This is a genomic window from Pseudomonas sp. J452 (assembly GCF_024666525.1).
In the GTDB taxonomy this organism is placed as follows: domain Bacteria; phylum Pseudomonadota; class Gammaproteobacteria; order Pseudomonadales; family Pseudomonadaceae; genus Aquipseudomonas.
In genome coordinates this window covers 1,094,264-1,117,030 of the sequence record NZ_CP088294.1, presented here as the reverse complement: position 1 = coordinate 1,117,030, position 22,767 = coordinate 1,094,264, and the positions used below count along the sequence as shown (strand labels likewise).

The window sequence follows — 22,767 nt, the reverse complement described above, 5'->3', positions numbered from 1 at the left end:
GCATGCGTAACCTGATGCTCAGTGCTGCTATCGCCAGCCTCAGCCTGTTCAGTTTTGGTGTTCAGGCCGAATCGGTTGAAGCCGAACCGGTCAAGGCCGGCCAGCACTATGTCGAGTTGCAGAAGCCGGTCCCGGTCTCCCAGCCAGGCAAGATCGAGGTGGTTGAACTGTTCTGGTACGGTTGCCCGCATTGCTACCAACTCGAGCCGACCCTCAATGCCTGGGTCGAGAAGCTGCCATCCGACGTCCACTTCACTCGTGTACCGGCCCTGTTCGGCCGTACCTGGGATATCCATGGCCAGCTGTACATCACCCTGGACCTGATGAAGGTCGAGCAGCGTGTGCACAAGGCCGTGTTCGATGCCATCCACAAGCAAGGCAAGGAACTGAAGGATCCGGAAGAAATGGCCGACTTCCTCGCCGAGCAGGGTGTCGATCGCGACTCCTTCCTCAACACCTACAATTCCTTTGCCGTGAAGGGCCAGATGGCCAAGGCCAAGCAACTGGCCAAGGCCTATCAGATCACGGGCGTACCGGTGCTGATCGTCAACGGCAAATACCGTTTCGATGTGCGTTCTGCTGGTGGTGAGAAACAGCTGCTGCAGGTCGCCAATTACCTTATCGACAAAGAGCGTGCCGCTCGCTGAGTAACTCATCATGCTGCGCCGCTGGAGTTCCGGGCGTTCGATCGGTCTGCACCAACCGCAGGTCAACGGTCGTTGCCCGGACTCCGTCGGCCCGCCATGCAGCGGTCTGCTGCGCCTGCTCAGTTTCAATATCCAGGTCGGCATCAGCACCGAGCGTTACCGCCACTACCTGACCCGCGGCTGGCAGCATCTGCTGCCGCACCCGGGGCGGGCCGGCAATCTGCAGAAGATCGGTGCCCTGCTTGGTGACTACGACCTGGTCGCCCTGCAGGAAGTCGATGGCGGCAGCCTGCGCTCCGGCTTCGTCAACCAGGTCGAGCACCTCGCCGAACTCGGCGCCTTCCCCTACTGGTATCAGCAGCTCAATCGCAACCTGGGTCGCCTGGCCCAGCACAGCAATGGCATGCTCAGTCGCTGGCAGCCGCAGCAACTGGAAGACCATCCCCTTCCCGGGCCACCGGGGCGCGGCGCCATCCTGCTGCGTTTTGGCGAAGGAGCGGAGGCGCTGGTGGTGGTGGTCATGCACCTGGCCTTGGGCGCGCGTACCCGCACCCGCCAGCTGGCCTATATCCGCGAGCTGATTGGCGGCTACCGGCACCAGATCCTTATGGGTGACATGAACACCCACGCTACCGATCTGCTGCAGCACTCGCCGCTGCGCGACCTCGGTCTGCTGGCCCCGCAGGTTGAGGCGACTTTCCCGAGCTGGCGGCCACAGCGCTGTCTCGATCATATTCTGCTCAGCCCCGGCCTGGCCGTGGAACGGGTGGCGGTGCTCAGCCAGCCGATTTCCGATCACCTGCCGGTGGCCATAGATATTCGCTTGCCGGTCGGGCTGACCGGTGCGCCGGCTACTACGCTGAAGACGCTTACCACTGGATCGCCCCCATGACCGATGATGCCCAGCGCTGGAAAGCCAAATACCTCGATAGCCTGGAACAACAGGAACAGCTCGAGCGCCGCTGGGACGCCCGCCTCGATCTGCTGCGCCGTGGTCTGGTGCGCAGCTCGCTGGCAGCTGAAGGTTCGGACAAGGCGGTCGACCAGTGTATGCAGGAGCTGCGCGAGATCATCCGTGGTGAACAGATGGATGCCGGTTTGTCCGCCCTGATCCCGCGCCTGGAAAAGGCCGTGCTCGACTCCGAGCAGCGCCGTCAGCAACGGGTCGAGCAGAACGTCGCCGGGATCACCGGGCTGACCCAGCAGCTGCTGGCCCTGGAGCTGCCCCGTGAGGTGCGCCGGGCGCTCAAGCAATTCGCCAAGCGCATCGATGAGCGGGCCAGTCAGCCACGCGAGATGCCGGCCTTGCTGGCCGAGCTGAGCAGCCTGCAGCAGAAGGTGCTGGCGGTGCTGGGCAGCGATCAGGTGGCCCGGCCCGGCCTGTTGCAGCGCCTTTTCGGGGGGCGCGATGAGGCGCCGATGTCGGACAAGGCGGCGCCCGGCAATGAAGTCGCCGAGACTGGCGATGAAGTTGCTCTACCGCAGTCCCTCGACGAGGATGATCAGCCCGCTGCGCCCGCTGCGCCCGCTGCGCCCGCTGCATCGGCGCAGCCAGTCAGCCAGCCGCTGGCGGCGGCCAGCGCTGTTGTGGCGTCTGCAGTTGGCTCGGAGCCGGTCGCACCTGCGCCGGCTGTAACCAGTCTCACGCCCGCTCTGGACAGTCTGCCGCTGGAGGCGCGGGTGTTCAGCGGCGGTGATGATCCGGCCTATGCCCTGCCCGAACCAGCCGAGCCTGGCTACAGCGCCGTGGCGCCGCATGTTGCGGAGAGCCTGCTTGGCCTGCTCGATGAGCTGGAGCTGCCGCTGCGTCACCAGCCCCAGGGCGAAGAGCTGCGTGCGCGCATGCAGGGCGGTCTGAACTGGTACGAGCTGGTCCCGGTGCTGGATGATCTGGCCGTACTGGTGCTGGCCGTCACCGACAGTGGCCAGCGCGAGTTCGCCGGTTACCTCAAACAGCTCAACGAGCGCCTGGCGGCCTTTCTCGGCACCCTCAGCGAAGCCCACGAGGGCTACAGCGAGTCGCTCGAAAGCGCGCGCAGCTTCAATCAGGAGCTGCGTGAGCAGGTCAGCGGCCTGCAGGCCAGCGTGCAGGAGGCGGCCGATCTGGAAAGCCTCAAGCAGGCCCTGGAGGCGCGCCTCGACGGTTTGCTCAGCACGGTTTCCGAGCACCAGCGCCAGCGTGATGGTCATGAGGATGAGGTAGCCGAGCGCCTGCAGGCGCTGGCGCAGAAAGTCGCGGAGATGGAGGAGGAAGCCCAGAGTTTCCGCGACCACCTCGAAGAGCAGCGGCAGAAGGCCCTGATCGACCCACTGACCGGACTGGCCAACCGCGCTGGCTGGAGCGAGCGTCTGGAGCTGGAGGTGGCACGCTGGCAGCGTTACGGCGGCGAGCTGCTGCTGGCGGTGCTGGACATCGACCACTTCAAGCGAATCAACGATGGCTATGGCCACCTGGCCGGCGACAAGGTGCTGAAGATCATCGCCGGCGAGCTGAACAAGCGCCTGCGCAAGACCGATTTCATTGCCCGTTTCGGTGGCGAGGAGTTCGTCCTGCTGATTCCGGCTACCCCGCTGGAGGGTGGTGCGCAGCTATTGCAGACCCTGCTGTCGGCAATCGAGCACTGCCCGTTCCACTTCCGTGGCGAGCGGGTGACCATCACCCTGTCTGCCGGGCTGACTGCTTTCGCCGTTGGCGAGAGCAGTGACGCGGTATTCGAGCGCGCCGACCAGGCGCTGTACCGGGCCAAGCGCGGCGGGCGCAATCGCATCGAGCAGGACTAGTTCTAGGCGGCGTCCGGCATATAAGGCTTCCACTGCTCGGGGATCTGTTCCAGGCGCGGATAGCCCATGGCGTCCAGCTGCAGATGTGACAGCAGGAACGGAGTGTGGCGCAGGTGCTGCGGCACGCTGCGCAGCTCCGGCAGCCAGAGGCTGACATAGGTCGCATCCGGGTCATACTGACGGGCCTGGCGCAGGGCGTTGAACATGCGTCCGTGGCGCGGGTCGCTGCCCACACCGGCCAGGTAGGCCCAGTTACCCCAGTTGCTGGCCGGGTCGTAATCCAGCAGATGCTCTTCGAACCAGGCCGCGCCGTGGCGCCAGTCCTGCTGCAGGTCATTGACCAGGTAGCTGGCCACCACCTGGCGGCCGCGATTGGACATGAAGCCGGTACTCAGCAGCTCACGCATGTTGGCATCCACCAGCGGCATGCCGGTGCGCCCCTGGCACCATAGGCTGAAACGCTGGTCGAGCTGCTGCGGTGCGCGCGCCGTGGCTTTCAGCCCAGCGGCCTGGAACAGCGCGCTGCCATGACGCACCAGGGTCCAGCGGAAGAAGTCGCGCCAGAGCATTTCCAGCCACAGCCAATGGGTCGAGTCGTTGCGCCCGAACTGCGATTCGTGGCGGCGCAGCTCGGCCACCACCCGGCGCGCGGACAGGCTGCCGTTGGCCAACCAGGGCGAGAACTTCGACGAGTACTCGCTGCCGATCAGACCGTTGCGGGTGTCCTTGTACTGGCGCACGCCCTGGCGTTGCCACAGGTAGTCGCGCAGCCGTGCCTGGGCGGCGGGCTCGCCACCGGAGAAGGGGAAGGCACTGTTGGCCACGCTGAGCGGCTCACCCAGGCCCAGCTGCGACAGGCTGGGCAGTGGCGCGAACTGCATTTCGGCGTTTTCCGGCAGGGCCGGCAGGCGTGCCGGTGCCGGGCGCGGCTGGAACACCGGCAGGCGCTGTTCGACCAGCTCGCGGAACTGGCTGTAGACCTGCGGCAGCTGTTCCAGGCTGCAGGGCAGCTCCTCACTGCGCAGCAGATGGTTGCCTGGTAGCACGCGCAGTGGCACACAGCCGAGCGCCTGGCGCACCGCGTCGAGCTGGCTGCGTTCTTCGGGAGCGATTTCGTCGAGGGTCAGCACTTCCTGCAGGCTGAATTGCTCGACCAGCTGCGGAATCAGCTGCTCGGCGCGGCCATGCAGGACCAGCAGGCCGGAGCCACGCTGGCGCAGCTCCGCGTTGAGGGCGGTGAGGCTTTCCAGGAGGAAGCGCGCACGGTGCACGCCCATCCGCCGGCAGCCGAATGGCCCCGGCTGGAGCAGGGCCGGGTCGAGGATGAACAGCGGCAGCACGCGCTCGGCATCCATGGCAGCTTGAAGCGCCGGGTGGTCATCGAGGCGCAGATCCTGTTTGAACCAGAGCAACTGGCGGTGCATGACGGTTATCCTCGGGGAGGCATGCCATTGACGATACGCTGCTGTAGACCGGGCATTGCGCCGTTTATCCCCGCCGGCGATCCCCATGTCCGATCATGGAGGTCATTTGTGACGTATTTGGCATTTTTGCCCTGGCAACGCCCTCGCCTGTCCCGTTTGCGCTGCTAGCGGACGCTTCGCCGACAGACGGCCGGGTGGCTGGCTTTTAGGGTCTGTTGCCGTTTCGTTCGCGAGCCGCGTTGCTGCGCAAAATCGCGCCAGGCTAGGCGCGGGACGCAGGCAATGGCATTCCCTTGGTAAGTCCCGCAACGACGCATGGCGCGATTTTGCGCGCAACCCGAAGGGACGGGCCTGTTTTCGCGCGGGACGTCGTTACTCGACGGCTCATTTGGACGACCAAACCTCGCGTCTCGCGCCTAGCCCCGCGCAAAAACAGGCTCCGTCGCGGCCGTGAACGAAACGGCAACAGACCCTAAACTGTGCGCATCTGCTTCTGGAGTTCGTCATGGATATCTTCGGCATTGCCGTGCTGGTGTTTCTGGTTACCGATCCGTTCGGCAATATCGCCATCTTCCTGGCTGCGCTGAAGAACGTCGCCCCGCAGCGGCGCATGCGCGTGGCGCTGCGTGAGCTGCTGCTGGCCCTGGTGCTGCTGATGGTATTTCTCACCTTCGGCGACAAGATCCTCAGCGGCCTCGGTTTGTCGCGCGAGGCCACGGCGATTGCCGGTGGCATCATCCTGTTCGTGATTGCCATGCGCCTGATCTTCCCGCGGCCCGAGGGTGTGCTCGGCGATCTACCGGATGGCGAGCCGCTGCTGGTGCCTTTGGCCACGCCCGCGGTAGCCGGCCCGTCGGCCCTGGCGGTGCTGATGACCCTGCGCAATACCCACGAAGGCGCGTTGTGGGAGCTGTACCTGGCGGTCGGGTTGGCCTGGTTCGCCACGGCCATGATTCTGCTGCAGGCATCCTGGCTGCAGCGTTTCCTTGGCGCCCGGGGTCTCACTGCGGTAGAGCGCCTGACCGGCATGCTGCTGATCATGCTCAGCGTCGACATGCTTTTGGACAACCTGCAAAGCGTGTTACACATCACCCCCTGACGATCTGCTGCGCGTCGGCCATGCTGCGTTGAAACGAAGTAACAACCGCAGGTTGGTCAAATGCCCTCGGAAAGCCGCTTGCGGCTAACGCGCTTCAGCGCGGCCCGGAGGGCGAGTGAAGCGAGTACTGCTCATTTACGACTAGTAAACTCCGCGCCCTCGGGCCTTTGATTCGCTGGCGCTCACCCTTCGGGCCAGCCTGCGGCTGTTACTCCCGTTGGTCGTTGCGCCTTGCCTGGCACTAGCTCGCGAGATCGTTTCTGCGAATGTTCTGCCAGGCGTTACACTGCGCTCCCAATCCACTGTGCGCTGATGCCATGCGATTTACCCTGCTTGCCCTCACCACCCTGCTGCTGGCCGCCTGCACCGGCGGCCAGGTCATCGACGATAGCTTCAGCTCGCGCAGCCAGAGCAGCCGCGTGCAGTACATCGTGGTGCATTACACCTCCACCGACCTGGCCCATTCCCTGGCGCTGCTGACCCAGGGCGAAGTCAGCAGCCACTACCTGATCGGCGACAGCCCGGCCACCGTCTACCGTCTGGTCGACGAAAACCGTCGCGCCTGGCATGCCGGGGATAGTGCATGGCAGGGGCGCACCTGGCTGAATGCCAGCACCATCGGTATCGAGCTGGTCAATCAGGGCTATGAGCAAGGACCGCACGGTGCTGCCTGGCAGCCCTACAGCGAAGCGCAGATCGCAGCGCTGATCAGCCTGCTCAAGGACCTGGTCAAACGCCATGAGCTGCCCATCGACAGCATCATCGGCCACAGCGATATCGCCCCGCAGCGCAAGGTCGATCCGGGGCCGCTGTTTCCCTGGAAACGCCTGGCCGAGGCGGGCCTGATCCGCTGGCCGGATGCCGCCGCAGTGGCGCGTGAGCAGGCGCGCTTCGCCGTGGCGTTACCGGATGTGCGTTGGTTCCAGCAGCAGTTGCAGCAGTTGGGTTACTCGACGCCGCAGAGCGGTGAGCTGGATGAGGCCACGCGCAATGTGCTGATTGCCCTGCAGATGAAATATCGCCCGGCGCGCTACGACGGTGAGCTCGATGCAGAAAGTGCGGCGATCCTGCAGGTGCTCAACCAGAAGCCCTGAGCATCGGCTGGCTATTGTGCGGCTCAGGGTGCCCGGCAGCCGATCAGCCGGGAGTCGGCCAGGGCTGCAGTGCGGTGTACGGTGGCGGCGCGATATTCGGCATCGGCCAGCATCGATAGAAAGGCCTCGGGGGATGGATAGCGCACCAGCAGCAGCTCATCCCAGGCTTCCTCCGCCGGGGCGATCAGCGCCACGTGCGCCTGTGCCAGCAGCTCCACCTCACCGCCGACACCCCTGACCTTGGCCAGTGCCGTGCGACTGTAGCGCGCATAGGCCTCGCGCCCGCTGCAGGGTGGGTAGGTAGACGCATCCGGGTACGCCGCCACAGCGTGATAGCGCAGCAGGTTGAGCATCAGGATGGGCTCGCCACTGGGCATCTGTGCGGCGAAGGCGGCCAATTGTTCACGGCTGGGGTTGAGGCTGGGCATGACGCGTGACTCCCCTCAACAAACACTGGCCGGACACGAGTGTCCGGCCAGTAACAAGCATCAGCGGTAGCCAGGCTGCCGCCCTATGCGCGGCTCAGGGCCTGAAGGCCCGGGCATCGGCCGCCCATACATCCAGGGCTGGCTTGAGCGCTTTCAGGGTCAGCTGGGTACTGCTGTTTTCCAGATCCTGGCCATGGCCCTTGCGCACCACACGCACCAGCGGCTTGCTGGTGCGCGCCTCAATGGCTTCCATCTCGACATAGACCTCGGTGGTGCGGTCGCGCGTGCCGGCGGCGGTGCTGGCGGCAGCGAGCACCAGGGCGATCGGGATCACTTCGTAGACCTTCAGCCCTTCGGTGGAGACGTCCACGGCGGTGATCGCGCTGCGCAGCACCAGGCTGTCCATGTCGGGCTGACTGACCACCGTCATGCTGCTTTGCAATTCACGGCGCATGGCCTGGTACAGGTAGTCGGCGATTTCATCGAGCACGGCCTGGCTGACCTGGTCGCTCGGTTTCGGGGTGGGATAGAACACCGGCTTCTCGATATACACCGAGCGATAGTTGCCCGCCTTGTAGTCTGGCGAGACCCAGCGCATCACCGGAGCGCCACTGGCCGAGGTGGCCGGCTGCAGTTGCGAGTAGTCGCCGAGGAAGCCCGAATACTGGTCAGGCTGGGTGGTTTTGCTGGCACAACCGGCCAGCAGCAAGCCGGCCGTGAGGCCAAGGGACAGCATGAGGGGGTATTTCATCCATGTACTCCTAGGGTCGGGAAACGCATTAACTTTAGACACTATCAGCAGTGTGGCCGAGCTTGCTTGCAGTTTTATGCAGCGTGCCGTCGATTGCCGTCGCGCAGGTGACCGCTGTCCGCAGCTGCCGCTATCATCGCCGCCATTGATTGGGGGGTAAGCAATGCTCAATGGCCTGTGGCTGGGATTCTTCGTGGTGGCGACACTCGCCGCGCTGGTGCGCTGGATGGGCGGCGATGTGGCGGTGTGGGCGGCCATGGTCGAGAGCCTGTTCGCCATGGCCAAGGTCTCGGTGGAGCTGATGGTGGTGCTGTTTGGCACCCTGACCCTGTGGCTGGGTTTTCTGCGCATTGCCGAGAAAGCCGGCCTGGTCGACCTGCTCGGCCGTGCCCTCGGCCCGCTGTTCGCGCGGCTGATGCCGGATGTACCGCGTGGCCATCCGGCGCTTGGCTTCATTACCCTCAACTTCGCCGCCAACGGCCTGGGCCTGGACAACGCCGCCACGCCGATCGGCCTCAAGGCGATGAAGGCCCTGCAGGAGCTCAATCCCAGCGCCACGGTGGCGAGCAACGCGCAGATTCTCTTCCTGGTGCTCAACGCCTCGTCGCTGACCCTGTTGCCGGTGTCGATCTTCATGTACCGCGTGCAGCAGGGCGCCGACGACCCGACCCTGGTATTCCTGCCGATCCTCCTGGCCACCAGCGCCTCGACCCTGGCCGGCCTGCTGGCGGTGGCGCTGATGCAGCGCCTGCGCCTGTGGGACCCGGTAGTGCTGGCCTACCTGATTCCTGGAGCCTTGTTATTGGGCGGCTTCATGGCCCTGCTCGGCGGGCTGTCCGCCACGGCCCTGGCGGCGCTGTCGTCGTTGCTCGGCAACCTGGTGCTGTTCGGCCTGATTCTGCTGTTCCTGCTGGTCGGCTGGCTGCGCAAGGTGCCGGTCTACGAAACCTTCGTCGAAGGAGCGAAGGAAGGCTTCGACGTGGCCAAGAGCCTACTGCCCTACCTGGTTGCCATGCTCTGCGCGATCGGCGTGCTGCGTGCCTCCGGTGCCCTGGACTTTGGCCTGGACGGCATCCGCAGCCTGATCGAGTGGCTGGGCTGGGACACCCGCTTCGTCGATGCCCTGCCCACCGCCCTGGTCAAGCCGTTCTCCGGCAGCGCGGCGCGCGCCATGCTGATCGAGACCATGCAGACCCATGGCGTCGACAGCTTCCCGGCCCTGGTCGCGGCGACCATCCAGGGCAGTACCGAGACCACCTTCTATGTGCTGGCCGTGTACTTCGGCGCGGTCGGCATCCAGCGTGCCCGTCATGCGGTGGGCTGCGCGTTGGTCGCCGACCTGGCCGGGGTGCTGGCGGCCATTGCGGTGTGCTACTGGTTCTTCGGCTGAAAGAAGTTTTCCGCGTCCGCTAAATATCCGGCCAATACTGACGCTAACCCGACACAACCCCTGTGTCTCTTGGAGTAGCGGCTCATGCTTCTGCGTTCCGTCAGTGTCGGTCTGCGCAACTTGATTGGTTTCGGTGTGCTCACCCTGATCCTCCTGGCGACCGGTGGGGTCGCGCTCAGCCAGATGTCCAGCCTGCGCAGCGATCTGCTGGAGGTGAAGGATGTGTGGATGCTCGGCCTCGACCTGATGGCCAAGATCAAGTCCGAGCGCCTGGGCTTGCGCCAGGCCGAGTATGAGCTGATAGCCCATCCGCAGAATGACCAGCGCCTCAGCGCCGAGGCCAAGGCGATTCGCGAGCGGGTGACCGGCTACGACAAGGCCTACGAAGACACCATCATCGATGACGAAGACCGGCGTCTGTTCGGCGATTACCACAACAAGAGCCTGGCCTACGAGGCCGCTCTGGCCAAGGTGGTTGCCAGTGTGCGCGCTGGCCAGCTGGATCAGGCCGCGGCCGAGGAATCGGAGGCCCGCTTCGGTGAACTGGCCACGGCCCTGGACAAGCTGATCGAGCTGAACAATCGTGGCGCGGCGGCTGCCGGCACGCGCGCGGAAAAGAATGCCGACAACGCCACCTGGATCTTCAGCCTGATTCTCGCGGCCAGCGTGCTGTTCACCATGCTGGCCGCCTGGCTGCTCAGTCGCAGCATCACCCAGCCGCTGGCGCAGCTGGCCGAGTCGGCGCAGCGTATCGCCGGCGGCGACCTCACCCAGCCGGTCAGCGCCGAGGGTGCCGACGAGGTAACCCAGGTGCAGCGTTCGCTCGGCGGCATGCAGAACACCCTGCGCGAGACCCTGCAGAGCATCCAGAACTCGGCCACCCAGCTGGCCTCGGCGGCTGAAGAGCTGCACGCGGTCACCGAAGACTCGTCCAGGGGCATCACCCGGCAGAACGACGAAATCGAGATGGCCGCCACGGCAGTGACCGAGATGTCGGCGGCGGTGGATGAGGTGGCGCGCAACGCCAACCACACCTCCGACTCCTCGCGTGAGGCGGAAGAGACTGCCGAGGCCGGGCGGCAGAAGGTCAGTACCACACGCAGCACCATCGAGCAGCTCAGCCAGCGCCTGCAGCACACTTCGACCACCATCACCCGCCTGGCCGAGGAAGCCATCGCCATCGGCCGCGTGCTGGAAGTGATCCGCACCATCGCCGAACAGACCAACCTGCTGGCGCTGAATGCCGCCATCGAGGCGGCGCGCGCCGGTGATCAGGGTCGCGGTTTCGCCGTGGTCGCCGACGAGGTGCGTGCCCTGGCCCAGCGCACGCAGACCTCGACCCAGGAAATCGAGCGGATGATCAGTGCGATCCAGAGCGCCAGCCGCGAGTCGGTGGATGCCATGGGCCAGAGCAGCGAGTACGCCAGCCGCAGCAGCGACATGGCCAGCGAGGCGGACAGTGCCCTGGAAGTGATTGCCCAGCGGGTCAGCCTGATCAACGAGATGAACCTGGTGATTGCCAGCGCCGCCGAGGAGCAGGCCCAGGTGGCCCGCGAGGTGGATCGTAACCTGGTGGCGATCCGCGATATCGCCGCGCAGAACGCCACCGGCGCGCACCAGACCTCGGTGGCCAGCGACGAGCTGGCGCGCCTGGCCAGCGACCTCAACGGCATGGTGCAACGCTTCCGCCTGTAGCAGCGGCCCGCGACCCCGCAGCAGCTTTCCCGGATTGCATCCGGGCTACGCAGGCCCGTGTTGTAGCCAGATGCAATCCGGGGCACTTTCCCTACTTCAGCCCCAGACGGGTGGCCAACCGATGCAGGTTGGCGCGGTCCAGGCCCAGCTCGCGGGCGGTGGCGGCCCAGTTGCCCTGCTGGCGCTGCCGCGCGGCCTGGATCAGCTGGCGCTGGTAGGCGTCCACGGCCAGGCGCAGGTCGACGGCGGCGCTGCTGCCGGGCGCCAGGCTCGGGCTGCTGACGGGGGCGCTGGCTACCGGCAGCAGATCGAGGTCGGCCACTTCCAGGCTGAGAATGCGCGGGCGCTGCGCCTGGCGCGCCAGGGCCTTGAGCGCGGCGCGGCCGATCAGGTGTTCCAGCTCGCGCACATTGCCCGGCCAGGCGTGGGCCAGCAGCGCGGCCTGGGCCTCGCTGGTCAGGCGCAGGCTGTGCAGGTTGAGGCGCGCGCGGTTCTGTTCGAGGAAGAAGCCGGCCAGCAGCAACACGTCGCGGCCGCGTTCGCGCAGCGGAGGAACCCGCAGCGGATAGACGCTCAGGCGGTGGTAGAGGTCGGCACGGAAGCGTCCGGCGCGCACTTCCTCGGCCAGGTCGCGGTTGCTCGCGGCGAGGATGCGCACATCCACCCGGTGCTCGCGATCGGAACCGAGGCGCTGCAGCTGGCCGCTCTGCAGCACCCGCAGCAGCTTGGCCTGCACCGCCAGCGGCAGCTCGCCGACTTCGTCGAGCAGCAGGGTGCCGCCATCGGCCAGCTCGAACTTGCCGCTGCGTTCACTGTGGGCGCCGGAGAAGGCGCCGCGCACATGGCCGAACAGTTCGCTTTCCACCAGGGCTTCCGGCAGTGCCGCACAGTTGAGGCTGATCAACGGCTGCGCGGCGCGCAGCGAACGGGCGTGCAGCGCCTGTGCCACCAGCTCCTTGCCGACCCCGGTTTCGCCGCCGATCAGCACGGTCAGGTCGCTGCCGGCCACCGTGTCGATTTCCGCCAGCAGGCGCTGGTGCGCGGCGCTCTGGCCGATCAGCTCGGCGGGCGCGGTTTGCCCGGCCATCTGCCGGTAGCGCTCGGCCAACTGGTGCTCGGCATCGGCGCGCCGGCTCAGGTTGAGCAGGCGGCCACTGGCGCGCACGCTAGCGGCGGCCAGGCGGGCGAAGGTTTCCAGGTTGTCCAGATCGCTCTGCGCAAAGCGCGCCGGGTCGAGGCTGTCGAGGGTCAGCAGGCCCCAGGGCTGCTCGTCGATAAAAAGTGGGCAACCCAGGCAGTCGTGCACTTCCAGCTGGCCGCTGTGTTCCTCGACCAGGCCGTCGTAAGGGTCGGGCAGGCCGCTGTCGGCGGCGAAGCGAGTCGGCCGCGGGTTGGCCAGCAGGGCCTGGAAGCGCGGGTGCTCGCTAAGCAGAAAGCGCCGGCCGAGGGTGTCGGCACTGAGGCCGTCCACCGCCAGCGGGATCAGCTGCTCGCCGTCCAGGCGCAGCAGGGCGCTGGCATCGCAGGGGATCAGCGTGCGCAGGGCGCTTAGCAGGCGGCGGTAGCGTTCGCCCTCGCTCAATTCGCGGCTGAGGTCGTCGACCAGCGGCAGCAGCGCCTGGAGCAGTGACTGTGTAGTCATGATGACTCCGTGCTGTCGAAATGACAGCGAATGCTTTGATGTCTAAAACACAACATAGCTTATAAGTTACTGATTTATATAGGGCAAATAACTGGCACGTTTCGTGGAATGTTCTGGGTAGAAAGCAAACCTGCGTGCAATCAAGGAGTTACCCATGCTGTCTGGCGAACAAACCGCGATCATCAAAGCCACCGTGCCGCTGCTGGAAAGTGGTGGCGAAGCCCTGACCAGCCACTTCTACCGCCTGATGCTCGGCGAGTACCCCGAGGTGCGTCCGCTGTTCAACCAGGCTCACCAGGCCAGCGGCGACCAGCCACGTGCCCTGGCCAACGGCGTGCTGATGTACGCCAAGCATATCGACCGTCTGCAGGAGCTCGGCCCGCTGGTGGGGCAGATCGTCAACAAGCACGTGTCGCTGCAGATCCTCCCCGAGCACTACCCGATCGTCGGCAACTGCCTGTTGCGGGCGATCCGCGAAGTGCTTGGCGCGGAAATCGCCACCGACGCAGTGATCGACGCCTGGGCCGCCGCCTATGGCCAGCTGGCCGAGCTGCTGATCGGCGCCGAGGAAGAGGTGTATGCCGCCACCGCGCGCGCCCCCGGCGGCTGGCGCGGCGGTCGGCTGTTCCGTGTGGTGAGCAAGGTGGCGGAGAGCGAGGAAATCACCTCGTTCCATCTGCAGCCGAGCGATGGTGGCGCCGTGGTCGACTTCATTCCCGGCCAGTACATCGGCCTGCGCCTGTTGCTGAATGGCGAGGAAGTGCGCCGCAACTATTCGCTGTCGGCCGCGCCGAATGGCTGCGAGTACCGCATCAGCGTCAAACGCGAGGCCGGTGGCCTGGTCTCCAACTACCTGCACGACCAGGTGCAGCTGGGTGACGAGCTGGAGCTGTTCGCCCCTGCCGGTGATTTCAGCCTGACCCCGTCGCGCAAGCCGCTGCTGCTGATCAGCGCCGGGGTCGGCATTACCCCGCTGCTGGCCATGCTGGAAAGCGCGGTGCACAGCGGCCGGCCGATCCGCTTTATCCACTGCGCGCGGCATGCTGGGGTACAGGCCTTCGCCGCGCGGGTCGACGCGCTGGCCGCGCAGCATCCGCAGCTGCAGCGCTTCTACTGCTTCGAGGAGCCGCGCGCCAACGACGGCGGCCACGCCTACGGCCGCCTCAGCCGCGAACAGCTGCAGGCCTGGCTGCCGGCCGAGCGCGACGTGGATGCCTATTTCCTCGGGCCCAAGCCATTTATGGCCCAGCTCAAGCGTCAGCTGCGCGAGCTGGGCGTGCCCCCCGCCCAGACCCGCTACGAGTTCTTCGGCCCGGCCGCCGCGCTGGACGCCTGAAGGTCGCTCCCGGCCGTCTGCAGCCCGCGGCGGCCGGGCACTGCTGGCAATTTACGACTATCGTTTACCTAGGCATACGCCAGTCGTGACAGCGGGTGACCGACCATGAAAAATTGGACTATTCGGACAAGGTTGTTCGTCCTCATCGTCCTGATGATGGCGGGCAGCCTGGCTATAGGTGTCAGCGGCCTGCATGGCCTGCGCGGCGTGCTGGCCGACCTCAACAGCGTTTACCTGGACCGCGTGGTGCCACTGCGCGACCTCAAGGTGATCGCCGACCTCTACGCGGTGAATATCGTCGATGCCAGCCACAAGGCGCGCAATGGCGGGATCACCCCTGCCGAGGCGCTGCGCCAGGTGGAGGAGGCCGAGAGCAAGATCGCCACGATCTGGCAGGCCTACAAGCAGACCCAACTGATCGCCGAGGAACAGCAGCTGATCGCCCAGATCGAGCCGCTGATGCAGGCCGCGCGTGATCCGTTGCAACGGCTCAAGACGATCCTGCGCGACAGCGATGGCGAGGCCCTGGCGACCTATACGGCCAAGGAGCTGTACCCGCGCATCGACCCGCTCTCCGAGCAGTTTTCCAAACTGATCGAGGTGCAACTGCAGGAGTCCGAGCGCAAGTACAACGACGGGATGGCCGTGTACCAGCGCAGCTTCACCCTGATCAGCGTGTTGTTGCTGGTGATCCTGCTCGGCGGCGGCCTGCAGGCCTGGATGATGAGCCGTGGCATCAACCTGCGTCTGAGCGAGCTGCGCGAAGTGGTGGCGCGCAATGCCGGCGGCGACCTGACCTTGCCGGTGAATGTCAGCGGGCATGACGAGATCAGTGATGTGCAGGAGTCCTTCAAGCTCATGCAGGAGAACCTGCGCGAGACCCTGCAAGGCATCCAGGGCGCGGCGGTGCAGCTGGCCTCGGCGGCCGAGCAGCTGCATGCGGTGACCGAGGAATCGTCGCGCGGCATCACCCGACAGAACGACGAAATCGAGATGGCCGCCACCGCGGTGACCGAGATGTCGGCGGCGGTCGACGAGGTGGCGCGCAACGCCAACCACACCTCCGATTCCTCGCGCGATGCCGAGCAGACCGCGTTGAGCGGCCGGCAACAGGTCAGCACCACGCGCAGCACCATCGAGCAGCTCAGTCAGCGCCTGCAGCACACCTCAGACACCATCGCCACCCTGGCCGAAGAAGCCATCGCCATCGGTCGGGTGCTGGAAGTGATCCGCACCATCGCCGAACAGACCAACCTGCTGGCGCTGAATGCCGCCATCGAGGCGGCGCGTGCTGGTGATCAGGGCCGTGGTTTTGCTGTGGTCGCCGACGAAGTCAGGGCATTGGCCCAGCGCACGCAGACCTCGACCCAGGAAATCGAGCGGATGATCAGCGCGATCCAGAACGCCAGCCAGGAGTCGGTCAATGCCATGCAGCAGAGCAGCGAATATGCGCTGCGCAGCCAGAGCATGGCCGGCGAGGCGGACAGCGCATTGGAGGTGATTTCCGCGCGCATCAGCCAGATCAACGAGATGAACCTGGTGATCGCCAGTGCCGCTGAAGAACAGGCCCAGGTGGCTCGCGAGGTGGATCGCAACCTGGTGGCCATCCGCGATATCGCCTCGCAGAATGCCACCGGCGCCCACCAAACCTCGGTGGCCAGCGATCAGCTGGCGCACCTGGCCAGTGACCTGAATGGCATGGTGCAGCGCTTCCGCCTGTAGGAGCCTGTGTACGATCTGTTGAGTTGTCGCGCGGTAGCCCGGACTTCAGTCCGGGAGCTGGCAGACGTGCCCCGGACTGAAGTCCGGGCTACCGGTTCATGGCCCAGCACCGCCAGGATCCCGCGCCGTGCCGCTCACTCGCTGACCCGGAAGCGCAGCACGCCGATCTGCTGACCGGTCTCGGTCACCACCTGCACCTGCCAGTTACCGACCACCACTTCGGGGAAGTTGCGCTTGTGCGTCCAGGAGCGGTAGCCGCCCTTGCGTCCGCCGTTGATATCCAGGGCGATGCGGTCGACCTCCACGCCGGCATGCCGCCAAACGTGGTAGATGCGCTCGTTCAGCCCGCGCGGTGCGCTGATCGCGGTGTAGGCGTACAGGCCCTGGCTGCGCAGCTGCTGCACGCTGACCTGCTGCAGGCTACGCCCGGGGGTGCGCTGGTGCAGTTCGGCGCTCACCGCCACTTCGGTCAGCCACAGGGTGGCCGGCGGAATCCACGGCCGTGCCAGCCAGCCACCGACCCCCAGCGTGGCAATCAGGCCAAACATCGCCAGCCAGCGCCGCCAGTTGTGCAGCAGCAGTGCGCTGGCCAGGCTCGGCACGGCCAGCAGCAGGGCAATACCGAGGGCCAGGCGGTAGCTCTCGGCGGTGGTCTGCTGCAGCAGCAGCGGCAGCGCGGTAAGCAGCACGGCGAACAGGGTCAGGGTGTGGTAGCTCAGGTACAGCCAGCGCCGCGCGGCCAGCCACTTGTAGTAGAGCGGGTCGGTGATCGCCAGCAGGGCGGCGAGGCCGAGCAGGCTGGTGAACACCAGCTGGCCGCTGTTCCAGGCGGTGGTGATGAAGAAGAACGGCAGGACGAAGAACAGGCTTTCCTGGTGGATCAGCTGGGTCAGGTAGCGCAGCAGCTTGGGCGGCATCTCCAGCCCCAGCCAGCGCGCCGCGCTGCGCGTGAGCAGGCCTTCGAGCAGCAGCCAGGCCCAGCTCAGCAGCATCAGCACGGCGATCACCCGGCCCACGCCCTCCTGGCGATCGACCAGGATGAAGCTGGCCACGCCGGAGCAGAAGCCGAAGGCGGCGATTAGGCCGGGGTAGCGCTGCAGCAGGGCGAGCAGGCGCTGGAAGTGCGGTTTCCAGTGAGGCATGGGCGTCGGTGGTGAGGTCTTGCGGGGCGCGCATCATCGCACGGGCTCCGGCGACGAGGACATACTTTGCAAAAGCCTGCTGCTTGAGTGGTCCGTCCCGGCCTCTCTATCCTTGCGCCCGTGACACCGGGCCCCTCTGACGGCTGGTCGCCGCCATGTCGGAGTCACAGTTGGTACAACTTCGACTGCAAGGAGGGGCTCATGACCGCCCTAGAACCGTTTCTCTTCGCCGACCTGCTCGGCACCGCTGTCTGGCTCTGGCTGATCTTTCTGGGCGTGGTGATTGCCCTGCTGGCCTTTGACCTGGGCGTATTGCACCGCGACAACCGCGAGATTGGCGTCAAGGAAAGCCTGCTGCTGTCCGCTGGCTACATCAGCGCCGGCCTGCTGTTCGGCCTGTGGGTGTATTTCCAGAAAGGCGGCGACGCCGGCATCGATTACCTGACCGGCTTCCTCATCGAAAAATCCTTGTCGATGGACAACGTCTTCGTCATGGCGCTGATCTTCAGCTTCCTGGCCATCCCCCGGCAGTACCAGCACAAGGTGCTGTTCTGGGGCATCATGGGCGTGATCGTGTTGCGTGCCCTGATGATCGGCCTGGGTGCCGCGCTGATCCACGAGTTCAGCTGGATCCTCTATGTGTTCGGCGTGTTCCTGGTGCTGACCGGGGTGAAGATGCTGTTCAGCAAGGTCGATGCCGAGCCGGACCTGGCCAACAACCGCTTCGTGCTGTTCCTGCGCCGCCACCTGCGGGTGACCGAGCGCCTGCACGAGCAGCGCTTCTTCGTGCGCCAGGCGGATGCCAGCGGCAAGAGCGTGCTGTGGGTGACGCCGCTGTTTCTCGCCCTGATCCTGATCGAGTGTGCCGACCTGGTGTTTGCCGTGGACAGCGTGCCGGCGATCTTCGCCATCACCCAGGACCCCTTCATCGTCTACACCTCGAACATCTTCGCCATCCTCGGCCTGCGCGCCCTGTACTTCGCCCTGGCCGCGCTGATCCACCGCTTCGCCTACCTGAAGTACGCCCTGGCCCTGGTGCTGGTGTTTATCGGCAGCAAGATCTTCCTGGTTGGCATCATCGGCAAGATTCCGCCGGTTCTCTCCCTCGGCGTGACGCTCGGCCTGCTGGTTGGCGGGGTGCTGTTGTCGCTGTGGAAAACCCGCAACGCGCCGCCCGTGACGCACGCCGGGAACTGACCCCTGGCCGCCGCCATCCCGCGCGGCGGCTCCACCTGACTAAAGGAAATCACCATGCATCCGTTATTGAAAACCACCCTCGGCGCTTGCGCCCTGCTGGCCCTGACCGCCTGTGACAGCGCCGAGAAGGCGGCCCAGGGGCTGGCCGAGAAGGCCGAACAGGCGGTGGTTGAGCAGGCCCGCGAGAGCCTTGGCGAAACCCTGGACCAGCTCAACCAGACGGTCGACAAGGCGCAGGAGTCTGCCGACCAGCTGCTCGATCGCCCGGCCCCGCCGGCGACCGCAGAAAAGCCTGCGGAGCCGGCAGCCCAGCCTCCGGCCGCGACCACCCAGGAGATCTGATGCTTCAGTGCTGGGTCGGCGGCGCCACACTGCTGGGGTTTTCATCGCTGCTCGCCAGCGGCGGCTCCTGCGGCGTGGTCGGCGCCGCTTCCGGCTGGACTTCCAGCGCTTCGACCAGGGCATAGGCGCTGCTGCAGAACAGTGAGTTGAGGCGCTTCATGTCGGCGATCAGCTCCAGGTGCAGGGCGCTGGTCTCGATGCTCTGCACCACCTGCTGGCTGAGGCGGCCGACGTGGGCGTGGGCCAGCTTGCGCTCCTCCTGGCGGAAGCGGCGTTTCTCCGCGATCAGGCGCTGGGCGTTGGCGGGGTTGCCATTGAGGAACACGTTGAGGCCCAGGCGCAGGTTGTCCTGCAGCAGGCCGAGCAGGCCGGTCAGCTCCTCCAGACCGCTGGCGGAGAAGCTGTAGTGGCGTGAACGCTTGTGGTTGTCGAGTTTGCCGGCCATCTGTTCGATCAGGTCGCCGGCGTGCTCCAGGTTCACCGCCAGCTCAATGATCTCCGCCCAGCGCCGGCTGTCGTGGCCGGCCAGGTCTTCGCGCGGCATCTGCGCCAGGTACAGTTTGACCGCGCTGTACAGCGCGTCGACATCGTCATCCAGGCGCCGCAGCTGGCGTCCGGCTTCCGAGGAGCCCTCGCGCAGCACCTCCTGCAGGTGGCCGAGCATCTGCTCGATCAGGTCGCCGATGCGCAGGGTCTCGCGCACCGCGTTGGCCAGCGCCAGGCTTGGCGTGTCGAGAGCGCTGCGGTCGAGGTGGCGCGGCTCGGCCACGCCTTCCGCACTCTTGCGCTCCGGCAGCAGCAGGGTGCACAGGCGCGCCATCAGGTTCACCGTGGGCAGCATCAGCAGGCAGCGCAGGCTGTTGTAGAGCAGGTGGAAGCCGATCACCAGGCTCGCCGCCGACAGCTCCAGGCCGTCCATCCAGTTCACCAGCGGGGTCACCAGCGGCAGCACCAGCAGCAGGCCGAGCAGCTTGTACAGCAGGCTGCCGATCGCCACCCGCCGGCCGGCCGCCGATTGCATGCTGCTGTTGAGCAGGGCCAGCACGCCGCTGCCGATATTGGCGCCGATCACCAGGCCGATGGCCACCGGCAGGCTGATCATGCCGCTGCTGGCCAGGGTCGCGGTGAGCAGCACGGCGGCCAGGCTGGAATAGGTGAGCAGGGCGAACAGCGCGCCGACCAGGGCATCCAGCAGCAGATCGCCGGTCAGGGAGGCGAACAGCGCTTCCAGGCTGTTGGATTCGGCAATCGGCCTGGCGGCCTCGACGATCAGGTTGAGGGCGAGCAGCAGCAGGCCAAGGCCGATGGCCACCCGCCCGACCTGGCCGGCGCGGCGCTGCTTGCGCGAGAGAAACAGCACCACCCCGGCGAAGATCAGCAGCGGCGACAGCCAGGACAGGTCGAGGGTCAGCACCCGCGCCATCAGCGCCGTGCCGACATCGGCGCCGAGCATGATCGCCAGCGCCGGGGCCAGTCCCATCAGGCCCTGGGCGACGAAGGAGGTGACCAGCATGGCGGTGGCGTTGCTGCTCTGCACCAGCGCAGTGACACCAATGCCGGCGGCGAACGCCTGCGGCCGTTTGGCCACGCTGTGGCTGAGGATGCGCCGCAGCTGTGAGCCGTACACGCGCAGGATGCCGGTACGCACGATATGGGTGCCCCACACCAGCAGGGCGATGGCAGACAGCAGGTTGAGCAAGGTGAGCATGGCGCAGCCTCCTGAATAGCCTGGGGCTCGCTCGTTATGACAGCGCGTTCGTCGCGCCCTTTGTCTTAGCTTTAGTCGTGCTTCGCCGCGCACGCCAGGCGCCGGCTCAGAAGCCGATCGAAATAAACACCCGGCCCTCCCAGATATCCAGGCCGTTCTGGCCGAGGCTGAGGTAGCCGATGCTGGTATCGATCAGGGCATTGTCCGCCACCTGGGCTTGCACCCCGCCGCGCAGGCTGCCGGACCAGGGCGAGGTCTTTTCCTGAGTCAGGTCGCCGGTGAGGATACGCCCGTCGTTGGGCCGCTCGAATTCGTTGCTCAGGCCGACCTCGACATAGGGATGCCAGTAGCGCCCGCCGTCGCTGCGGTAGGTACGGGTGGCCTGCAGGGAGGCTTCGGCCACGCCGTAGTCGTAGCTCTGTTCTTCGATTTCCAGGCGCAGCGGGATGCCGGCGATCTCGCCGCGCATCTCGTGCTCCTCGTTGCGGAAATGGGTGTAGGACAGCGACAGCTTCGGGCTGAGCAGCGTCTCGCCCAGCAGGTACTGGCCGCTGAGGCTGGTCGACAGGGCGTAGCGCTGGGTATCGAAGCGCTCGCGCAGGATCAGCACGCGGTTGTCGTTGTCCAGCTGGCCGACGGTCAGCGACAGATCCATGGCCAGGCTCGGGGTCAGCCGGTAGGCCAGGTAGGGGCCGGCACTGTAGCCGTCGGAGCGCACTTCCCAGTCGTCGTCGAAACCCTTGCTGCGGTTGCGCTCGGCGATCCCCATCAGGCCCACCACCAGGTCATTGTCCAGCCGGCGGTCCGCGCCGATGGTCACGTAGCCGGAGTGGCCGTCCAGATCCAGCCCGGAGCGGCGGTCGGCGATGTCGCTGTAGCGGCTGTCCGCCCAGACGTTCCACAGCGGCTCCTGCTGGAACTTGCGGCCCTCGGTAAGGGGCACCTGGCCGTCTGCGCCACTGCCATCCAGTCCGGGTAGGCCGGCGACAGGCGGTTGCAGGCTCTCCGGCGGTGCGGGTTGCCCACCGTCTGGCGGCAGGGTGGGCATGCCAGGGGTGAGGTCGCTGGGTGGCAGGGTGGCGATTGGCGGGGTCGCTCCACCGCCCGGTAGGCTGGGCATGCCCGGTCTGGACGGTGTCAGGGTGTCGGGTCCAAGACCGCCGATGGGCGGTTGCACGCCACCGGGCATGCCGGGGGTGAGGCCGCTGGGTGGCAGGGTGCCAATTGGCGGGGTCGCTCCGCCGCCCGGAAGATTGGGCATACCCGGTCTGGATGGCGTCAGGGTGCCGGGCCCGAGACCGCCGATGGGTGGTTGCACACCACCGGGCATGCCGGGGGTGAGGCCGCTGGGTGGCAGTGTGCCGATTGGCGGGGTCGCTCCGCCGCCCGGCAGGCTGGGCATGCTCGGTCTGGAAGGCATCAGGGTACCGGGCCCGAGACCGCCGATGGGTGGTTGCACGCCACCGGGCATGCCGGGCGTGAGACCGCTGGGTGGCAGTGTGCCGATTGGCGGGGTCGCTCCGCCGCCCGGCAGGCTGGGCATGCCGGGTCTGGAAGGCGTCAGGGTGCCGGGCCCCAGGCCGCCGATGGGCGGTTGCACGCCACCGGGCATGCCGGGCGTGAGACCGCTGGGTGGCAGTGTGCCGATTGGTGGGGTCGCGCCACCACCGGGCAGGCTGGGCATGCTTGGTCTGGAAGGCATCAGGCTGCCGGGTCCGAGACCGCCGATGGGCGGTTGCACGCCACCGGGCATGCCGGGCATGAGGCCGCTGGGTGGCAGAGTGCCGATTGGCGGAGTCGCTCCACCGCCCGGCAGGCTGGGCATGCCGGGTCTGGAAGGCATCAGGCCGCCACCGGGCAGCGATGGCCGGGAAGGCATCAGGCCAGGCGGCGATGGCCGATTGCTTGGCGGTTTGATGAACGGCGGCAGCTTGGGCGGCAATTGCACGATGGGCGGAAAGACGATGCCGCCCTTCTGGTTCTCCATGTCCAGTTCGCAGGGCGCGCCGCTGACATCCACCAGGGTGTGCGGCAGGCCGCTGCCCTGCGACACCACCGGCGACAGCGACAGGTGTAGGCCGCGCCTGTCGCGCTGCCAGGCATCGACCACGTCGTTGCTCGGTGCCTGCAGGTTGAACGAGCCGCTGCCGGTGCCGGACAGCCAGACCGAGCGGCTCAGGTTGTTGGTCTTGCCGAGGAACAGCAGGTTGCCCTGGCCCTTGCACTTGGCCGCTTCCGCTGCTGCGGGCAGGGCCAGCAGCAGCGCGGTGAGCAGGGACATGAGATTGCGCTGTGGCATGCAGAGCCCTCCAGGTTGGCCGGCCACGCACGCACCTAAGACTCCGCGCCTGGCTGTGCAACTGGTTATA

At 66.4% G+C, this 22,767-nt stretch carries 17 protein-coding genes and 3 pseudogenes; 13 read left to right on the top strand and 7 right to left on the bottom strand.

Annotated elements, in window-relative coordinates:
- Nucleotides 1-2: 2 nt before the first annotated feature.
- The 3 genes from LRS11_RS04945 to LRS11_RS04935 are packed head-to-tail and all read left to right on the top strand — an operon-like array spanning nucleotide 3 to nucleotide 3,428.
- Nucleotides 3-647: a thiol:disulfide interchange protein DsbA/DsbL gene (locus tag LRS11_RS04945; protein WP_260495795.1), complete on the top strand. Its 645-nt coding sequence runs from the start codon at nucleotides 3-5 to the stop codon at nucleotides 645-647.
- A 10-nt stretch (nucleotides 648-657) separates the two neighbouring features.
- Nucleotides 658-1,539 carry an endonuclease/exonuclease/phosphatase family protein gene (locus LRS11_RS04940; protein ID WP_260495794.1) on the top strand — a complete coding sequence of 294 codons (882 nt, stop codon included), beginning with the start codon at nucleotides 658-660 and terminating at the stop codon, nucleotides 1,537-1,539.
- Nucleotides 1,536-3,428: a GGDEF domain-containing protein gene (locus LRS11_RS04935; protein WP_260495793.1), complete on the top strand. Its 1,893-nt coding sequence runs from the start codon at nucleotides 1,536-1,538 to the stop codon at nucleotides 3,426-3,428. Before LRS11_RS04940 ends, LRS11_RS04935 begins: the two co-directional genes overlap by 4 nt.
- A 2-nt stretch (nucleotides 3,429-3,430) precedes the next feature.
- Here the strand turns inward: LRS11_RS04935 and LRS11_RS04930 are convergent, their stop codons facing one another.
- Nucleotides 3,431-4,852: a DASH family cryptochrome gene (locus LRS11_RS04930; protein WP_260495792.1), complete on the bottom strand. Its 1,422-nt coding sequence runs from the start codon at nucleotides 4,850-4,852 to the stop codon at nucleotides 3,431-3,433.
- 505 nt (nucleotides 4,853-5,357) lie between these two features.
- Between LRS11_RS04930 and LRS11_RS04925 the strand changes: the two genes are divergently transcribed.
- Together LRS11_RS04925 and LRS11_RS04920 are read left to right on the top strand one after the other, a co-directional pair.
- The gene (locus tag LRS11_RS04925; RefSeq protein WP_260495791.1) at nucleotides 5,358-5,951 is read left to right on the top strand and encodes a MarC family protein; all 594 of its coding nucleotides are present in this window, start codon (nucleotides 5,358-5,360) and stop codon (nucleotides 5,949-5,951) included.
- 317 nt (nucleotides 5,952-6,268) lie between these two features.
- On the top strand, nucleotides 6,269-7,045 hold the full coding sequence (locus tag LRS11_RS04920; protein ID WP_260495790.1) for an N-acetylmuramoyl-L-alanine amidase: 777 nt from the start codon (nucleotides 6,269-6,271) through the stop codon (nucleotides 7,043-7,045).
- A 23-nt stretch (nucleotides 7,046-7,068) separates the two neighbouring features.
- Here LRS11_RS04920 and LRS11_RS04915 read toward each other — a convergent pair whose 3' ends face one another.
- Together LRS11_RS04915 and LRS11_RS04910 are read right to left on the bottom strand one after the other, a co-directional pair.
- Nucleotides 7,069-7,473 (bottom strand): DUF1330 domain-containing protein, encoded by a 405-nt coding sequence (locus LRS11_RS04915; protein WP_260495789.1) that lies wholly within the window; start codon nucleotides 7,471-7,473, stop codon nucleotides 7,069-7,071.
- A gap of 94 nt (nucleotides 7,474-7,567) precedes the next feature.
- Entirely contained in the window at nucleotides 7,568-8,224 is a 657-nt protein-coding gene (locus LRS11_RS04910; protein WP_260495788.1) for a DUF3313 domain-containing protein, read from the bottom strand.
- Nucleotides 8,225-8,387: 163 nt separating this feature from the next.
- On the opposite strand from LRS11_RS04910, the gene LRS11_RS04905 reads away from it, so the two are divergent.
- The 3 genes and pseudogenes from LRS11_RS04905 (at nucleotide 8,388) to LRS11_RS04900 (ending at nucleotide 11,309) form a co-directional block, all read left to right on the top strand.
- Nucleotides 8,388-9,614 carry a nucleoside recognition domain-containing protein gene (locus tag LRS11_RS04905; RefSeq protein WP_260495787.1) on the top strand — a complete coding sequence of 409 codons (1,227 nt, stop codon included), beginning with the start codon at nucleotides 8,388-8,390 and terminating at the stop codon, nucleotides 9,612-9,614.
- Nucleotides 9,615-9,698: 84 nt separating this feature from the next.
- A pseudogene (locus LRS11_RS22435) lies at nucleotides 9,699-10,223 on the top strand (MCP four helix bundle domain-containing protein); the annotation flags it as partial.
- Between the two features lie 30 nt (nucleotides 10,224-10,253).
- On the top strand, nucleotides 10,254-11,309 hold the full coding sequence (locus LRS11_RS04900; protein ID WP_409519802.1) for a methyl-accepting chemotaxis protein: 1,056 nt from the start codon (nucleotides 10,254-10,256) through the stop codon (nucleotides 11,307-11,309).
- A gap of 91 nt (nucleotides 11,310-11,400) precedes the next feature.
- Here the strand turns inward: LRS11_RS04900 and norR are convergent, their stop codons facing one another.
- On the bottom strand, nucleotides 11,401-12,951 hold the full coding sequence (gene norR, locus LRS11_RS04895) for a nitric oxide reductase transcriptional regulator NorR (protein WP_260495785.1): 1,551 nt from the start codon (nucleotides 12,949-12,951) through the stop codon (nucleotides 11,401-11,403).
- 154 nt (nucleotides 12,952-13,105) lie between these two features.
- Here norR and hmpA point away from each other — a divergent pair, with 154 nt between their 5' ends.
- The 3 genes and pseudogenes from hmpA to LRS11_RS22425 all read left to right on the top strand — a co-directional run.
- On the top strand, nucleotides 13,106-14,287 hold the full coding sequence (hmpA, locus tag LRS11_RS04890; RefSeq protein ID WP_260495784.1) for an NO-inducible flavohemoprotein: 1,182 nt from the start codon (nucleotides 13,106-13,108) through the stop codon (nucleotides 14,285-14,287).
- 105 nt (nucleotides 14,288-14,392) lie between these two features.
- Nucleotides 14,393-15,154 (top strand): annotated as a pseudogene (locus LRS11_RS22430) (MCP four helix bundle domain-containing protein); the annotation flags it as partial.
- Nucleotides 15,155-15,304: 150 nt separating this feature from the next.
- A pseudogene (locus tag LRS11_RS22425) lies at nucleotides 15,305-16,009 on the top strand (methyl-accepting chemotaxis protein); the annotation flags it as partial.
- Nucleotides 16,010-16,143: 134 nt separating this feature from the next.
- On the opposite strand, the gene LRS11_RS04880 reads toward LRS11_RS22425, so the two are convergent.
- A complete protein-coding gene (locus LRS11_RS04880) occupies nucleotides 16,144-17,151 on the bottom strand; it encodes a DUF2914 domain-containing protein (RefSeq protein WP_260495782.1) in 1,008 nt (335 codons plus the stop codon).
- Between the two features lie 201 nt (nucleotides 17,152-17,352).
- Here LRS11_RS04880 and LRS11_RS04875 point away from each other — a divergent pair, with 201 nt between their 5' ends.
- Both LRS11_RS04875 and LRS11_RS04870 read left to right on the top strand, forming a co-directional pair.
- Nucleotides 17,353-18,348: a TerC family protein gene (locus tag LRS11_RS04875; protein ID WP_260495781.1), complete on the top strand. Its 996-nt coding sequence runs from the start codon at nucleotides 17,353-17,355 to the stop codon at nucleotides 18,346-18,348.
- 54 nt (nucleotides 18,349-18,402) lie between these two features.
- Nucleotides 18,403-18,690: a hypothetical protein gene (locus tag LRS11_RS04870; protein WP_260495780.1), complete on the top strand. Its 288-nt coding sequence runs from the start codon at nucleotides 18,403-18,405 to the stop codon at nucleotides 18,688-18,690.
- Nucleotides 18,691-18,694: 4 nt separating this feature from the next.
- On the opposite strand, the gene LRS11_RS04865 is transcribed toward LRS11_RS04870, so the two are convergent.
- Nucleotides 18,695-20,398 (bottom strand): Na/Pi cotransporter family protein, encoded by a 1,704-nt coding sequence (locus tag LRS11_RS04865; RefSeq protein ID WP_260495779.1) that lies wholly within the window; start codon nucleotides 20,396-20,398, stop codon nucleotides 18,695-18,697.
- Nucleotides 20,399-20,504: 106 nt separating this feature from the next.
- Complete coding sequence (locus LRS11_RS04860) at nucleotides 20,505-22,697, bottom strand: autotransporter outer membrane beta-barrel domain-containing protein (RefSeq protein ID WP_260495778.1); 2,193 nt, start codon at nucleotides 22,695-22,697, stop codon at nucleotides 20,505-20,507.
- Nucleotides 22,698-22,767 lie beyond the last annotated feature (70 nt).

Bases quoted from the DNA above. Each gene is read 5' to 3' on its own strand.
- LRS11_RS04940 (WP_260495794.1), top strand. From the start codon at position 658: ATGCTGCGCCGCTGGAGTTCCGGGCGTTCGATCGGTCTGCACCAACCG.
- LRS11_RS04905 (WP_260495787.1), top strand. From the start codon at position 8,388: ATGCTCAATGGCCTGTGGCTGGGATTCTTCGTGGTGGCGACACTCGCC.
- LRS11_RS04865 (WP_260495779.1), bottom strand. From the start codon at position 20,398: ATGCTCACCTTGCTCAACCTGCTGTCTGCCATCGCCCTGCTGGTGTGG.
- norR (WP_260495785.1), bottom strand. From the start codon at position 12,951: ATGACTACACAGTCACTGCTCCAGGCGCTGCTGCCGCTGGTCGACGAC.
- LRS11_RS04935 (WP_260495793.1), top strand. From the start codon at position 1,536: ATGACCGATGATGCCCAGCGCTGGAAAGCCAAATACCTCGATAGCCTG.
- LRS11_RS04870 (WP_260495780.1), top strand. From the start codon at position 18,403: ATGCATCCGTTATTGAAAACCACCCTCGGCGCTTGCGCCCTGCTGGCC.
- LRS11_RS04860 (WP_260495778.1), bottom strand. From the start codon at position 22,697: ATGCCACAGCGCAATCTCATGTCCCTGCTCACCGCGCTGCTGCTGGCC.
- LRS11_RS04930 (WP_260495792.1), bottom strand. From the start codon at position 4,852: ATGCACCGCCAGTTGCTCTGGTTCAAACAGGATCTGCGCCTCGATGAC.
- LRS11_RS04875 (WP_260495781.1), top strand. From the start codon at position 17,353: ATGACCGCCCTAGAACCGTTTCTCTTCGCCGACCTGCTCGGCACCGCT.
- LRS11_RS04945 (WP_260495795.1), top strand. From the start codon at position 3: ATGCGTAACCTGATGCTCAGTGCTGCTATCGCCAGCCTCAGCCTGTTC.
- LRS11_RS04925 (WP_260495791.1), top strand. From the start codon at position 5,358: ATGGATATCTTCGGCATTGCCGTGCTGGTGTTTCTGGTTACCGATCCG.
- LRS11_RS04920 (WP_260495790.1), top strand. From the start codon at position 6,269: ATGCGATTTACCCTGCTTGCCCTCACCACCCTGCTGCTGGCCGCCTGC.
- LRS11_RS04880 (WP_260495782.1), bottom strand. From the start codon at position 17,151: ATGCCTCACTGGAAACCGCACTTCCAGCGCCTGCTCGCCCTGCTGCAG.
- LRS11_RS04910 (WP_260495788.1), bottom strand. From the start codon at position 8,224: ATGAAATACCCCCTCATGCTGTCCCTTGGCCTCACGGCCGGCTTGCTG.
- LRS11_RS04915 (WP_260495789.1), bottom strand. From the start codon at position 7,473: ATGCCCAGCCTCAACCCCAGCCGTGAACAATTGGCCGCCTTCGCCGCA.
- hmpA (WP_260495784.1), top strand. From the start codon at position 13,106: ATGCTGTCTGGCGAACAAACCGCGATCATCAAAGCCACCGTGCCGCTG.